General features: G+C 59.6%; 13 protein-coding genes and 1 pseudogene. 6 read left to right on the top strand and 8 right to left on the bottom strand.

Features of this window, described 5'->3' with window-relative positions:
* Positions 1-464 precede the first annotated feature (464 nt).
* The 7 genes and pseudogenes from AC3D25_RS01685 to AC3D25_RS01655 form a co-directional block, all read right to left on the bottom strand.
* On the bottom strand, positions 465-1,661 hold the full coding sequence (locus tag AC3D25_RS01685; protein WP_488886774.1) for a hypothetical protein: 1,197 nt from the start codon (positions 1,659-1,661) through the stop codon (positions 465-467).
* A 591-nt stretch (positions 1,662-2,252) separates the two neighbouring features.
* A pseudogene (locus AC3D25_RS01680) lies at positions 2,253-2,545 on the bottom strand (hypothetical protein).
* 118 nt (positions 2,546-2,663) lie between these two features.
* A complete protein-coding gene (locus tag AC3D25_RS01675) occupies positions 2,664-2,933 on the bottom strand; it encodes a DUF1488 family protein (protein ID WP_488886986.1) in 270 nt (89 codons plus the stop codon).
* Between the two features lie 1,048 nt (positions 2,934-3,981).
* Positions 3,982-4,506, bottom strand: a complete 525-nt coding sequence (locus tag AC3D25_RS01670; RefSeq protein ID WP_488886773.1) for an RES family NAD+ phosphorylase — start codon at positions 4,504-4,506, stop codon at positions 3,982-3,984.
* Positions 4,503-4,874: a DNA-binding protein gene (locus tag AC3D25_RS01665; RefSeq protein WP_116564708.1), complete on the bottom strand. Its 372-nt coding sequence runs from the start codon at positions 4,872-4,874 to the stop codon at positions 4,503-4,505. The genes AC3D25_RS01670 and AC3D25_RS01665 overlap by 4 nt, the downstream gene beginning before the upstream one ends.
* Before the next feature lie 280 nt (positions 4,875-5,154).
* Complete coding sequence (locus tag AC3D25_RS01660) at positions 5,155-5,460, bottom strand: type II toxin-antitoxin system RelE/ParE family toxin (RefSeq protein ID WP_488886772.1); 306 nt, start codon at positions 5,458-5,460, stop codon at positions 5,155-5,157.
* Positions 5,448-5,732: a CopG family ribbon-helix-helix protein gene (locus AC3D25_RS01655; RefSeq protein WP_488886771.1), complete on the bottom strand. Its 285-nt coding sequence runs from the start codon at positions 5,730-5,732 to the stop codon at positions 5,448-5,450. Before AC3D25_RS01655 ends, AC3D25_RS01660 begins: the two co-directional genes overlap by 13 nt.
* 482 nt (positions 5,733-6,214) lie before the next feature.
* Here AC3D25_RS01655 and AC3D25_RS01650 point away from each other — a divergent pair, with 482 nt between their 5' ends.
* From AC3D25_RS01650 to AC3D25_RS01640, 3 genes are all read left to right on the top strand, one after another.
* Positions 6,215-6,493, top strand: coding sequence for a hypothetical protein (locus AC3D25_RS01650; protein ID WP_488886985.1), 279 nt, complete (start codon positions 6,215-6,217; stop codon positions 6,491-6,493).
* Positions 6,494-6,707: 214 nt separating this feature from the next.
* On the top strand, positions 6,708-7,904 hold the full coding sequence (locus AC3D25_RS01645) for an arabinose transporter (RefSeq protein ID WP_488886770.1): 1,197 nt from the start codon (positions 6,708-6,710) through the stop codon (positions 7,902-7,904).
* Positions 7,905-8,151: 247 nt separating this feature from the next.
* Positions 8,152-9,045: a LysR family transcriptional regulator gene (locus AC3D25_RS01640; protein WP_488886769.1), complete on the top strand. Its 894-nt coding sequence runs from the start codon at positions 8,152-8,154 to the stop codon at positions 9,043-9,045.
* A 29-nt stretch (positions 9,046-9,074) separates the two neighbouring features.
* Here AC3D25_RS01640 and AC3D25_RS01635 read toward each other — a convergent pair whose 3' ends face one another.
* A complete protein-coding gene (locus AC3D25_RS01635; RefSeq protein WP_488886768.1) occupies positions 9,075-10,286 on the bottom strand; it encodes an MFS transporter in 1,212 nt (403 codons plus the stop codon).
* A 175-nt stretch (positions 10,287-10,461) separates the two neighbouring features.
* Here AC3D25_RS01635 and paoA point away from each other — a divergent pair, with 175 nt between their 5' ends.
* Genes paoA through paoC form a run of 3 tightly spaced genes read left to right on the top strand, consistent with a single transcriptional unit; the run spans position 10,462 to position 14,362 of the window.
* The gene (paoA, locus tag AC3D25_RS01630) at positions 10,462-11,211 is read left to right on the top strand and encodes an aldehyde dehydrogenase iron-sulfur subunit PaoA (protein ID WP_488886767.1); all 750 of its coding nucleotides are present in this window, start codon (positions 10,462-10,464) and stop codon (positions 11,209-11,211) included.
* Positions 11,208-12,167 (top strand): FAD binding domain-containing protein, encoded by a 960-nt coding sequence (locus tag AC3D25_RS01625; protein ID WP_488886766.1) that lies wholly within the window; start codon positions 11,208-11,210, stop codon positions 12,165-12,167. Before paoA ends, AC3D25_RS01625 begins: the two co-directional genes overlap by 4 nt.
* Positions 12,164-14,362: an aldehyde oxidoreductase molybdenum-binding subunit PaoC gene (gene paoC, locus AC3D25_RS01620; protein ID WP_488886765.1), complete on the top strand. Its 2,199-nt coding sequence runs from the start codon at positions 12,164-12,166 to the stop codon at positions 14,360-14,362. Before AC3D25_RS01625 ends, paoC begins: the two co-directional genes overlap by 4 nt.
* Positions 14,363-14,397 lie beyond the last annotated feature (35 nt).

Raw genomic sequence — 14,397 nt, 5'->3', positions numbered from 1 at the left:
AAGCGTCTCGCGCAGCCACCGTTGACGCCGGCGCACTGAACGTATCGGCTCCTACTCCACGGGCAAGCGAGACGCCGTCGGCTACCCCGGAGAGTGAAGAGGCCCCGATTCTAACCGAGCCTCAAATCAGTAGTGTAAGGATGGCGGGGGCCTTCGCGACGAACGAGACCGAACAACCCGCGACAACCGATGCACACGCCGTGGAAGGCGACGGTGACCGCGTACCGGCACGCGCACTCGCGAACGCTGAGTTTCCACCCGCTTCGGCGACAAGTCTGCAGGGTCTGGACGGTATCTCGCCAATAGCGGAAGCGCTGCTCAAGACGCTGGCGGGCAAAGCGCGCACCGGTCGGTTAGACGAGTTGACGGCACTCGAGCTACTACACAAAGCAGTAATGCTCTGACTGGGTCGGCGCGTCGGCTTCAATGCAGCCGCCCGGTTCGTCGCGTCCGCAGTGCGGAGGTCAGGCCAGTTTTGTTGCGAGCACCTTCGCGATAATCGAGGAAGGCGCTCCGACGAGTTGTCGCACACGAGCCTGCACGTCCGGCGCCGGAACGCCCGCTGCCGCCGCGGCCTTGACCGTCGCGTCGTAAGCGTCGAGCACATCGATAGGCGCTATCTCGTAACCGTAGCCTGCATCCATCCATCGCAAAGCGCACAGTCCGCAGGCCATTGCGAATGACGGCTGCTTCACTGCATATTCGCGCGCCGCGCGCGTGAGCGTTTTGGGGTCTGTCGGGTGATTCTTCGCAAGCGAAAGCGCAATATCCAACAAACCCGCGTCTTTCGCTGCGGCGAACCATTTGCCTAGCGAGCCAGGCTCCGATTCAATGAGGTCGGCAAGAATGCTTTGCGGCGCACGATCGGGATACTTCTTTGCGATTGCCCGAAAAGTCGCAAGGTAGGTCCCTGCCCGATTGGCAGCGAGCGCGTAGCGCTGATAAGCCTCCTCGGCCATCCCACAGTCATGAAGAATCGCCTCGCAACGCCGTGCGATGGCGCCTTCCGGGGCGTTGAGTTCACGGCTCGATTCCGCCAGACTGATCGCGTCGCCTGGGCGACCGAGCGAAACGAGGGACTCGACCGCCCACCGACAATACCACCAGAACTTCAGTCGGTCATGGCTGACAAGCTCCAGCACCTCATCGAAGCGGCCGGCCGCGTGCAATGCGCTCAGACACGGTATCGTCCCGACGAAAAATCCGTACTCGTCCGCCTGCAAAACATGCCGCGTGAGCGGCAGCAATTGGTCTGCCCATCGAGAAGCGAGCTCGGGCGTGACGCATAAAGTGCCCCAGTGTTCGCCCAAACTCTCGATGTACGGCATCTGGTCCTCTTGTAACGCTTCGAACAGCCGTTCCAACCAGCGCTCCCGCACCGCTTGCGGCAAGTCGGCCGCGGCGATCACCGGCACCAGCGCATCGATTGCGCGACTGACGGCGCTGCCCAAAGCGCCCGAGGAACTGTCCACCTGCTCGAGTGCAGGCGACAATTTTTCGAGCAGCAGGACTGCGCCCTCTGCGCCCAGCACCGGATCGCTGCGCGCGGCAGAACGGATTTCAGATATCGCTTCTTTGATACGCTGGATCGGCAGCGCCGATCTCCACCCGAACGCCGAGCGTCTGAAGCGAGGCGCGAAAGTCCATTTATGTGCTGGCATGCGACTTCACCATAGGCCTAGTTGTCGGTGTACCGGTGTGCGTCGACGGATACGCGCGGCAGGCGAAAGCTTGGCATAATCGGAGCGACACATGCTACCGCTACGCTTATGCCCTCATCGACTCGCCTTCGCACGAAGCGAAAACCGTCACGCGGCACGCTGGCGCATTACCGGGATCGCATCGTCGAGATTTTAGGTTAGGCGCGCGGTCAGCGCGTCATGATCCGCTCGATTCATCCCGATGGGCGCGAGCGACTGACGGCCGTCAAACTGGCCAATCTGCTTCCGCTTGAGAGCCAGTTGTTCTGATCCGGCCGCGTGCATTCGCCCACGCCTGAAGTCTCGAGACGTCAAGACGCGTTGACCGCGCCGTGAAGCCTTACCGGTGGAGAACTTGACCGTCATCGCGGCGGCGATCTCGGCAACCTCGCCGGTCAAGGCCCGCGAAGCGACGCGAAGCAGCGAGCGAACTCGTCGGCAGTATCGGACCGATCGGTCGTCCGTCGATCATGCGTCGGCAGTGGCAGTAACTTCCGGGGAAGACGCGAAGCTCAGGCGATGCGCCTGGCGGCGCCGGCCGCAAATATGCAATCAGCATCTCTCGACTTGCAACTCAGTCACCGCCTCGATGACACGACGGTTCGTGTAGTCCCGTCCGACAAACGCTTTCAGCGTGAACCGATTGGAAACCGAGTAGTAACCCATTGACGCCAGCGTGACGTGGAAATCCAGCGCGTTCACAGCGGCCCGGAAATCCCAGTGGCTGCCCCGCGCGCCAAAGTCGCGCGCACCAAGTCGATCACGGGCGAAATCGCCTCGGTCAGTCTCGGCGACCGCTTGAGGCACCGCCCTTCATACAGATTTTCGTTGTTGATGAGATTCAACCACCTCGGATTCGCCCGGAAGTAATCCCAGATGAAAGCGCAAGCGTTCGTATCGGGCCCCCGAAAGTCCGCAGGTTGAAAACTGCTGTGTCGCCTCGCAGTTTCACTAAGAAAACGCTCACCGCCTGAAATCAGCTGAGTCGAGCTTCAACTCTGCCGCCCCACTCCGCAACGCAAGGCGCTCGGCCACGGCGACGATGCGATGGCGTCCGTCGGCGAACGTTCGCAACATGTGGTTCGCGTCCGCATCAGATCGCAGCCAGAAGTGCTGTTCGAGCGCGGCTCTCGAGATCATTGCCGTAACCGGCCGTCCGGATGCCTCGATCGTGAAAATGACGGTGTTGCCATCCTCCGCAACCACCGGTTCCATGAAAGTCGCTGTTGTCATCTGATTCAAAAGAAATATCGCGGTTTTCCTACCGGGTGGCGTTGAAGACAACCCAACTCATACGGTCATCGATAAAGCGCATCGTCGTTCTGCGGCAGTCGCTTGTCGAGCGCGAGGCGCTGAGAAGGGACGAGCGGCGAGAAACCGCCGTTTTCAGGCAAGCAACGGCATCGCCCATGCCGACCCTCAGCATAGCGCAAGGTGGTTGCCGAAGCATGCGAGCGCCTACATTTACGAACCTCGGCTCATCGTCCGTCGGTGCGGCGATTTCGGCGATCCTCTCGCGCGCTCGACGGCTCGACCGGTCCGTCTCATATAGAGGGCTGTTAATGCGTCGTCGAGGTGGCTCGCAGCAGGTCATCGACGGTCAGGGCGCCGTTCACGTTCCGAGCGGCGTAGGAACACAAAGATCCACCTTAATTAGGGCCAGTGTCCGCAAACGAAGGGTCGGATAGTCCTTACTATCCGACCCTTCGCTTCGTCAGCGAGTAGGCGCTGCACGGGGCTCGTTCGGCTACGAATTAGACCGGCCTGCATGCGTCGCGAGTTCGCCAGTCCGTCACGGTTGGCGACGGTTGGCGAATTCGGCGCTACATGCAGCGCCCCAGCGCATTTGACTCCGTATGGACCTCCGTATCGACTATTTATATTCTTTTAGCGGATGTGTTCGCGTTTTTGCAGCAACTTTTGGCTTCTCGCGTGCGTTGCAGGCAACCGAAGCGCAATTGGCTCAAGGTCAATTTTCCGCTGCAAGGGTGCGCCTTGCAGCGACTGTCGCACCACGGCGGAATTGACGGCTTTCGAACCCGCATGCGCCCGCAACCGCCCCGCTTCAATGGTGATAATTCGTATTAGCACGCTTGCGTTTAATGGGTAAAACCGGGGGTACAGCATCTACGTCCCATCCAGACGGGCGCCGACGAACCGTCACGGCGGCTCGTCCGCTCAACGCGTGAGGGTCACGGCGAGACTAAACGTCGCTCAAACCCGCAAACGAAGTATGATTGCCCCGCCTGTCATCTGAGGGAGTACGAGTGAGCGCCGGGGCCTATCGTCGCCAGCTTGATTGATCGCTAGGAAGCTGCCCACCGGGGTCATTCACCTCGATCGAATTCCCGGCGCCGAGTCGATCGGTGAAAATCATCATGTTAGTGCCGCCAGCATGCGCCTGACTCGGAAAAACAATCCCCGTGTAGCCGAGGTCCCGGACCAGGTCGCTTAATACCCAGCTCGGCGGCTCAATGTGTTGGTCGAACTTCCAATACCGCCAGTCCTCGCGCCAGTCGTGCCAAAGCTCATCCCAATTTCCTTGGTCGAGTTGCCGTAGGTCCACCAGGTCCCGAAGCTCGGCGACGTAGGAGCAAATGGTGCAGGGCGGAAGGAAAGGGGAAGCCTGCTGGTATTCGCGCAGCGCGGTCAGTTCTTCTAGCGACAGGTATAGCGCCTCGACCCCTTCGCGGTTGAAGCGTCCACCCTTCAGCGCGGCGCCCGCGCCGCTCATCGGACGGGCGGCCCAGCGCGGAGTGTGAGCGCGATAGAGCGTGGTTCCCTTCGGCAGATCGGTGAGGATCATCCAACGAAACCTGCGCTGATCGACTCCAGGTAATCGATCGCATCCTCGATCCGGCCATCTTGGGCCAACTGGAGGATCGTCTTATGGCGAAACGCCGGAATGGGATGGTTCTTGATGAGGAACACCGCACGCTCGACGTCTGGCTGGACCGCGACCGCCGCCGACACCACCCGCATCAGGTCACGCAGGGCGGCTTGCAGTCTCGGCGACTCAGGGTGCGTGCGCAGCGTATTTCGGTGCACGCCGGCAATGGTGGCCAAATCTTGCTGCTGCAGGCCGAGCACGTTGGCGAGATTGACCGCCGAAAACCGGGACGTTCCCTCTTCTCGGGCAGACTCCAGTACGTCGGCAAAGGTCTCAGCGTTCATTTCTTGGGCTCCCGGCGGCGATCCGTGATGCACATTATACGCACAGTTCAAGCATAGTGCTCAGGGTTGTTCCAAGAAGCGGGTTGTGAAATAAAAAATCCGATTAGTTAGCTGTTTCACGAAAAATTGATAAATCGCTTTATGTAAACTTATCGGGCAACATCAATATCAACAGCGACGCGGGAATGCGCAAGAGTGAGGATGTCCGCGCGATCTAAGATGGCCAGCCACCTTCTTCATCGATAATGTTGTGTCGTTCGCCGTTTTCCTGGGCCGGTAATCATTCGCTGCGCCGATAACTCAACTCCCGTTGGCTGCGAATGGCCGCAACGAACACGGTGTCTATCTCGGGCACAAATCGATACAGTGCGAGATAGCCATGGGCTCCATTTGATATCACGAGCTCGCGTATTCCGTGGACACCGTCAACTGGCCGTCCGATCAGCGGACTTGATTGAAGAATATCGAGCGCGGATACGATATCGTCTATGCGTTTTGCAGCGTGCTGCGGCGTGTGCTCGAAAAGAAAGTCGAAAATGCGATCGAAATCTTCACGAATGTCTGGTGCAAGAATCAGTCGCGCCATTTCTTCGCCTTCGGCGGGCTCGGGTCAGTTCCGGCAGCCCGTCCGCGAAGATACTCGCGCATCTCGGCCCACTCGATTCCGACGCCTACGTCCAGCATCTTCACCAGTCGAGCATTGCCATCACTGATAAATCCACGCCGCAACTCTTCGTTGGCGACCCGTTCGGCGATCGCCTCCAACATAAAGCTATGCGCGGTCTTTCCTGACTCTTCCGCAAGCTTCGAGATGCGGTCGCGAAGGTCCGGCGGCAGGCGAAGCGTTGTCGTAGACATAGTAGTTCCGTTTGGAGTGTCACAACTGTGCTACATCTTACGCACTTTGAACGGTTTCGCAAGCCAGTCAACTGAAGCCGAACTCGGATCATAAGAGCGAGTATCGCCCTTGAGAGAAAATAGGGACAACTTTAGTTATGTCAATCAGGTGTGGGGAAACGCTGTCAGTGTTGTCTATCAGGATAATGAGGCCGGCTGGTTTCTCTTCCACCGCCCCTCATCAAATAACACGCGTCGATGAATGTAGCTAATCCGCCCCACAGCCGATCGGACGCGACAACCAAACCGGCAAGCTCCTCATTGACGGTTCCCGAAAGAAGACGGGAAGTTGATTGATGAACTGAGTTCATAAGCCCATGCACCGTGTTGCGTTCAAAACGCGATAGCAAGGGTATACGCTTGAGTCATCGCGATGAAGCTGACAGCCTGGTATGACCGCTGCCGTGTTTCTCGTCAAATATCAACCCATCTTGGAGCGCGTCATGAACCGCAAAGTATTCGCTACTCTCTTTTTTATCGCTTCCAGTGCATTCGCTGGGTCGGTTTTCGCTAGCGGCTACGGTCCGGCTCCGTTTTACCGGCCGGCGGTCGGTGCGCCGAGCTCACAGCAGGGACCGAGCGCGCAAACATTTGCTGCCGAGCAGACCGCGCACGGCATCGATACGTATAGTTTTGGCAGTTCGCGCGACACGCAGAAGCAATCGGGTGCCCGGCGCGTTGAGGGCGCAAGCAACTCCACTTCGTCGTCGGTCAGTAATTGAAACGCTCCGCGAGGCAGGCTTGCCGTGTGAACGCCCGGTATAGCGGTGACACGGAGCGGATCGTTTGATGACGCTCTGCCGCCGACCCAGCGCGTCCTACGTGCAAGCATGACGTTCGAGTGGGCCTGCGGACTGGGCATGCGAACCCACTTGCTCGCCAATACCGCAGAAGTGGTCAGATCGCCCACGAGAAGGGAGGGTGAAGACAAGGATCATGTTCGAATCCCGTTTAAAGAGTTCAGCCGGGCATTTGGTTGTTGCAACCCTGTTCCCGAGAATGAGTGCTGTGCTGGCCGGCTTCCTGATCATTGGCGTGGCGCTCCCCGTACTGCCTCTACATGTCACAAACGATCTCGGCTTCGGACCACTGGTTGTTGGCCTCGTGGCGGGTGCACAGTTCGCAGCGGCACTGCTCTCACGCATTTGGGCGGGTTCATACTCTAACAGGCGCGGTGCAAAGCGCAGCGTCTTCGTCGGCCTACTCGCCGCCGGGGCCGCCGGGCTGCTGTACCTTCTGTCGCTAGTAGTCCTAAAGGCACCCACGGCTTCTGTCGCGATTCTGCTCGTAGGTCGTGCGGTTCTCGGCGGCGCCGAGAGCTTCATTATCACCGGTGGCATCGCCTGGGGGATGGGTCTCGTTGAAAGGCAGCATGCTGGCAAAGTGATCGCTTGGGTCGGAACTGCGATGTTTGCAGCGATGGCGCTGGGCGGTCCTCTCGGGTCCATTCTTTACACATCATTTGGGTTCGTCGCGATAGCACTGATGACCGCCCTTCTGCCACTATTCGTCTTCGCATATGTGAGCCGGACCCCGGCCGCGGTACTGCCCGGTCACGGACAGCACGCTTCTTTCAATGCCATCGTGAGAGCCGTTTGGCTCCCCGGACTCGGCGCGGCGCTCGCCAGCATGGGGTACTGCGCGATCTTGGCGTTCAGTTCGCTTTACTTCGCGGACATGCATTGGCAGCCGATATGGATGGCCTTTACCGCTTTCGGTGTTGCATTGATCGCGGCTCGCACCATCGCTGGGCATCTTCCAGACCGGTTAGGAGGCGCACGAGTTGCCTTCATATTCGTCATCGTGCAGGTAGCTGGCCTTTTAATCATGTGGCTAGCAAAGACAACGCTGCTCGCGTCCCTAGGCGCCGCCCTCTCAGGCGTCGGCTATTCACTCGTCTACCCAGGGCTCGGCGTCGAAGCAGTTCGCACGATCGCACCCAACGATCGCGGCATGGCGATGGGTCTCTATACGGCCTTTCTCGATGTGGCAATGGCTCTAGGCAGCCCGTTCCTTGGATGGGTCGGCGGACACGCCGGCCTGCGTTCAGTGTTCCTAGCCAGCGCCGCGATAGTTGGCTGCGCCGCTGCCGTGGCAATTTTTCTTCAACGTCGACAACACGTAAGTGCATGATCAATCGCAGACGATCGCTATCAAACTCCTCGTCAATGGTTACCCGTGAACATTGCCTAGGATTTCCCGACAACGAAGGTGGAATTCGTTGAAGCGCTTTACATTGATGACCGTGTCTGATTAAAGTGGCGCACCACCGCTGTTGTCATGACCCCGGCTCATGAGTCTGGGGCGCGGAGGCAGCGGGTTCGCGCACGAAGAGTTCGGTGCGCGGATTGAAATTCGACTACACCGGGCGCCTGGCGCAATGGCACGTGAAAACTTTAACGACATCCTCGTCTTTCTCGCAGTCGCGCGGGAGCGCAGCTTTACACGTGCTGCCGCGAAGCTTGGGGTCTCCCAGTCCGCACTGAGCCATACGATTCGTGACCTGGAATCGCGGCTGGGCATTCGCTTGCTCACACGGACGACGCGCAGTGTGTCGATGACCGAAGCCGGAGAGGATCTCTTTCGAACCGCCGCGCCGAGAATTGAGGAAATCGATGCCAAGCTATCGGCCTTGTCAGAGTCAAGGGAAAGACCTGCAGGCATCGTTCGCATCACCGCCACCGATCACGCGATCGACGCCATCGTTTGGCCGAAGGTGCGCAGGGTGCTGCGCGATTATCCGGAAATACAGGTGGAAATGACAGTCGACTACGGGCTCGTCGACATCGTGGAGGACCGATACGACATGGGCATACGGTTTGGCGACCAGGTTGCCAAAGATATGATCGCCGTGCGCATCAGCACGGACATTCGTATGTCCATCGTCGGCTCGCCCGCGTATTTTGAACGCCGGCAATTGCCACGCTCACCGGAAGACCTGCTCAAGCACGACTGCGTCGCGCTGCGCCTGACGACGACCAAAGGCCTTTATGCCTGGGAACTTCAGAAAGGGAAGCGTTCGGTTCAAGCCCGCGTGAGCGGACAGACCATTTTCAACTCGCAACCGCAAATGATCCGGGCCGCGATCGACGGCTACGGTTTGGCGTTCGTTCCCGAGGACGCCGTGCTACCGCACATCCAGAGCGGTGAATTGCGGCCGGTGATGCGCGACTGGTGCCCGGCGTTTCCGGGCCTTCACGCCTATTACCCGAGCCGACGTCAGAGTTCAAAAGCATTCTCTGTCGTCTTGGAAGCGTTGAAACAGCCGCTGTAAAGTAGGGCCGCTACTGCCTTGGGACTAGCTTAAGCTTGCCCCGTAACGCGTGACGCCGTCCTTCCTGCGTTTTCGCATCGAACGCGCGATGCGACCGCCGCCAGCACCGCACCGGCCAGAAGCAGCCCGGCTGAGAGACCAAACGTCGCGCGATATCCGCTGCTGTCGAAAAGCAGACCGCCGAGCGTCGCGCCGAGCGTGATAGCAAGCTGGATAACCGCAACCATCAGGCCCCCGCCGGCTTCTGCATCGCCGGGGAGCGTTTCAGATAGCCACGTGAACCAACCGACGGGTGCTGAGGTAGCGATCAAACCCCACGCGGCCAGCAATACCGCGGTCGTCGCAACCGATTCGCCAAAAAACATTAGCGCGACGGCAATGCCGCTCATAAGCAAGGGAATCGTGATCAACACGCCATGCAGATTCCGCTTGATTATCGAGCCGACGAAAACTGTGCCGCCCAACCCTGCGGCGCCGATCACGAGCAGCATGAAAGACAGAATTGACACGTCTACCTTCGTCACCGTCTCAAGAAAGGGACGCAAGTAGGTGAACAGCGAGAATTGCCCCATAAACAACAGAGCGACAGCGCCGACTCCGCATAAGACCTCACGGTCGCTGATTATTTGAAGTACGCCGCGCCTAGTCTGCGCTTGGCGCTGCACGGGTAATTTCGGCAAGGTGAGCGCTTGCCAGATTAGCGCAATGGCGGCAAGCGGCACGACGCAGAAAAAGGCACCTCGCCATCCAATGATCGAGCCAAGGAAACTTCCCGCGGGTGCGGCGACTGCCGTCGCAAGCGCACTGCCGCCCTGCACTACCGCGATCGCACGCGGCACGAAAGCATCGGGTGCGATGCGCATCATCACGGCCGTGGACATCGACCAGCATCCGCCAATTGAGACACCGAGGAGTGCGCGGCCAAGCATCAAAACAGTGTAGGTGGGCGCCACGGACACGAGAACGCCCGAGGCTACCATCAGCGCTGTCAGCGTGAGCATTACCTTTTTTCGGTCAAAACGTCGCGTCAACGTTGACACAGAAAGGCTCGTCAGAACCGCAAAAAATCCCGACACAGAAATCGCCTGGCCCGCCTGCCCTTCGCTTAGGGAAAGCTCATGTGCGATGGGCGTCAGAAGGCTGACGGGCAAGAACTCTGATGCGACGAGGGCGAAGGCACAGAGCGACATGGAAAGCACAGCGCCCCATACCTGTTTGTTCGATAGGTTGGATCGGGTCATTGGAAAGAAAATTAATGCTTAGATGCGGCGAAAGCGGCGCCTTTGCGAAGCAAAAAAGGCTCGACCAAGGTGCTAATTTACAGCAGGCTGTCAATGGGATTAATCCCTGAAAACTCATCGGGCTTATGAATACGGATCATGAATCGGCCGGCTTGGCGCCCTTATAGTTGGAGAATTGAACACGCTCGCCGCCGAGCGCGCGTTTCCAGGAGCGAAAAATATGAACGCTAGTAGCCAGCACGTTGACGACGACGGCGTCGCCGCAAATTGCAACGCCGCGGAAGACAATCTGAACATCACTCGGCGAAGTCTTCTAAAACTCGCAGGAATGGGCGCTGCCACAATCGCCAGCGGTTCGGTGTCGATTTCCAGCATGTCCGCCGAAGCACCCCGGCCGGGTGCCGCCACCGTGCCAGCATCGAAGGTCCTGTTGCATGTGAACGGCGTGCCGCGCGAACTTTCGCTGGACACACGCACGACGCTGCTCGATGCGCTGCGTGAACAGCTGCATCTGACCGGCACCAAAAAGGGCTGCGACCATGGGCAATGCGGCGCTTGCACCGTGATCGTCGACGGACGGCGCATCAACTCCTGTCTCACGCTTGCGGTGATGCATCACGGTAGTCAGGTCACCACCATCGAAGGCCTTGGCACGCCGGCGAAACTCCATCCAATGCAGGCGGCATTCGTAAAGCACGACGGCTTCCAGTGCGGCTACTGTACGCCTGGGCAGATCTGCTCGGCAGTCGCCGTGCTCGATGAAATCAAGGCCGGTGTCCCGAGTCACGTCAGTACGGACTTGCTGGCTCCTCCTCGTCCGACCAACATGGAAATGCGCGAACGCATGAGCGGCAACATTTGTCGCTGCGGGGCGTACTCCAACATTGCCGAGGCGATGACCGCGGTCGCGGGAGGTCAGGCATGAAGCCGTTCACCTACGAGCGCCCATCGACGCCTGCCGCCGCCGCAACTGCTGCCCAGCAGACGCCGGGCGCGAAGTTCATTGCTGGCGGAACAAACCTGCTTGATCTGATGAAGTTACAGATCGAGACGCCGGTTCATTTGATTGATATCAACGGGCTTGGCTTCGATCGAATCGAGACGACGCCCGATGGCGGACTGCAAGTCGGCGCGCTTGTGCGCAACACGGATCTTGCGGCGAATCAGACAGTGCGCCGCAACTATCCCTTGCTCTCGCGGGCATTACTCGCCGGTGCGTCTGGTCAACTGAGAAACAAGGCGACGACGGCGGGCAATCTGCTTCAACGCACGCGCTGCCCCTACTTCTACGACACCAACCTCCCGTGCAATAAGCGCGCGCCCGGTAGCGGCTGTCCGGCGCTACAAGGAAGCAGCCGGTCCTTGGCCGTGATCGGTGGCAGTGATGCCTGTATCGCCACCTATCCCGGCGACATGGCCGTTGCATTGCGAGCGCTTGACGCAATCATCAACACCGTTCGCGCGGATGGTACGGTGAGAAACATACCCATCGCCGATTTCTACCGGCGTCCCGGCAAGACGCCGCATCTGGAGAACGCGCTGGAACCCGCAGAGCTGATCACGAGTGTCACTCTGCCGAAGCCCATTGGGGGCACGCACATCTATCACAAGGTTCGTGACCGCGCGTCGTATGCATTTGCGCTGGTATCGGTCGCCGCAATCGTGCGCAAAGATGGCACGGGCCGCGTCGCGCTAGGCGGCGTGGCGCCGGTGCCATGGCGCATGGAAGCGGCTGAAGCCGAACTGCCGAATGGCGCGCGCGCGGTGATGTCGCGTCTCATGGCGGATGCCAAGCCGACGCACGATAACGGGTACAAGGTAACGCTGGCAGAGCGCACGCTGGACGCGGTACTGACCGAAGCGAAGGAGGTGAGCCAATGAAGTTCGATACCCCCGCCACCAGTAATCCGATCGATCGCCTAAAACACATTGGTCATGCGACGGACCGCATCGACGGACGTCACAAGGTGACCGGCACCGCGACCTATGCGTACGAATGGCACGACTCGACCCGCGATCCTGCCTATGGCTTCGTTGTGGGCGCCGCAATCGCGCGCGGACGAATGACGTCGATGAATCTCACAGCCGCGAAGGCAGCACCCGGGGTGGTTGCGATTGTCACGGCCGAAAATGCCGGTAATTTGACGAAGGGCGACTTCAATACGGTCAAGTTGCTAGGTGGGCCGCAAATCGATCACTATCACCAGGCGGTCGCACTGGTCGTGGCCAACACCTTCGAACAGGCTCGCGACGCGGCTCAGAAGATACTCATCGACTATGTCGCCGAGGGCGGAAGCTACGATCTCGCCGCAGCGAAAGACACAGCCGACATGGCAGGGACTGGTTACTGGGGCGAACCGGCGACGCGCACGGGTGATTTCGATGGCGCGTTCTCCGCAGCTTCAGTGCACCTTGATGCAACCTACACCACGCCCGATCAAAGCCACGCGATGATGGAACCGCACGCCTCTATCGCGGCATGGAACGGCCACAAATTGACGCTGTGGACTTCGAACCAGATGATTGCGTGGGGAGCAGGCGACGTCGCCAAGACGCTCGGCATTCCCAGCGAGAACGTGCGCTTGATTTCGCCTTACATTGGCGGAGGATTTGGCGGCAAGCTCTTCGTGCGCAGCGACGCGCTGCTGGCCGCGCTTGGCGCAAAAGCCGCGGGCCGTCCTGTGAAGGTCGCGCTCACGCGCCCGCTCATCTTTAACAACACGACACATCGACCGGCGACCATCCAGCGCATCCGCATCGGCGCAGACGCGAACGGAAAAATCACCGCCATCGCACATGAAAGCTGGTCCGGTGACCAGCCAAATGGGCAACCCGAGACCGCCGTCGGTCAGACGCGCCTCATTTATGCTGGCGCGAACCGCATGACGGCGATGCGCCTTGCTACTTTGCATTTACCTGAGGGAAACGCGATGCGCGCGCCTGGCGAAGCGCCAGGCCTGATGGCCCTGGAAGTCGCAATGGACGAGATGGCGGAAAAACTTAAGATCGACCCGATCGAGTGCCGCAGAATCAACGACACCCAGGTCGATCCGGAGCAGCCCGAACGGCCCTTCTCGCAGCGTCAGCTCATCGAGTGCTTCCGCGTGGGCGCCCAAAAGTTTGGCTGGCAGAAGCGTGACGCCCGTCCAGGGCAAGTACGCGACGGCCGCTGGCTGGTCGGCATGGGCACCGCCTCGGCGTTCAGAAACAATATTTCGATGAAGTCGGGTGCACGAGTGAGGCTCGATCGCCGAGGGTTCGTGACGGTCGAAACCGACATGACCGACATCGGCACGGGGACGTACACCATCATTGCGCAGACGGCAGCCGAGATGATGGGGCTGCCGCTCGACAAGATTTCTGTACGCCTGGGCGACTCGACGTTTCCCGTGTCTTCGGGCTCGGGTGGCCAGTGGGGTGCCAACAGCTCAACGGCGGGTGTCTATGCTGCCTGCATGAAGCTGCGTGATGCAGTTGCCAACAGGCTTGAAATGCACGGTACGGACGTCGTCTTTGCGGATGAGCGCGTGCGGTCGGGCGGGCGCAATGTGCGGCTTGCCGAAGCAGCATCTTCCGGCGAAATCGTCGTTGAAGACACCATGGAATACGGCGATCTGGCAAAGCGCTATCAACAATCAACCTTCGGAGCACACTTCGTCGAAGTCGGCGTCCATGCCGCCACCGCCGAAATTCGCGTGCGTCGCATGCTCGCCGTCTGCGCTGCGGGCAGAATCCTTAATCCTAAGACCGCCAGAAGTCAGGTTATCGGTGCGATGACGATGGGCGTAGGCGCAGCGCTCATGGAAGACCTCGTGGTCGACAAGCGCTACGGCATGTTCATCAATCACGATTTGGCTGCTTATGAGGTGCCTGTCCATGCCGACATTCCGCATCAGGAAGTGGTGTTTCTTGACGAAACAGACCCGACCTCCTCGCCGATGAAGGCGAAAGGCGTGGGCGAGCTCGGTATTTGCGGCGTGGGCGCAGCGATCGCCAATGCGCTCTACAACGCTACCGGTGTACGCGTGCGCGATTACCCAATTACGCTCGACAAAATCCTGATGGGAATCGCGTGAGTGCGTCGCGCAGCGCTAGACGACCGATCGCAGCG

The organism is Caballeronia sp. SL1002, from assembly GCF_057814995.1.
The sequence above is the reverse complement of the archived record's forward strand: the minus strand, read 5'-3'. Positions and strand labels throughout refer to the sequence as shown.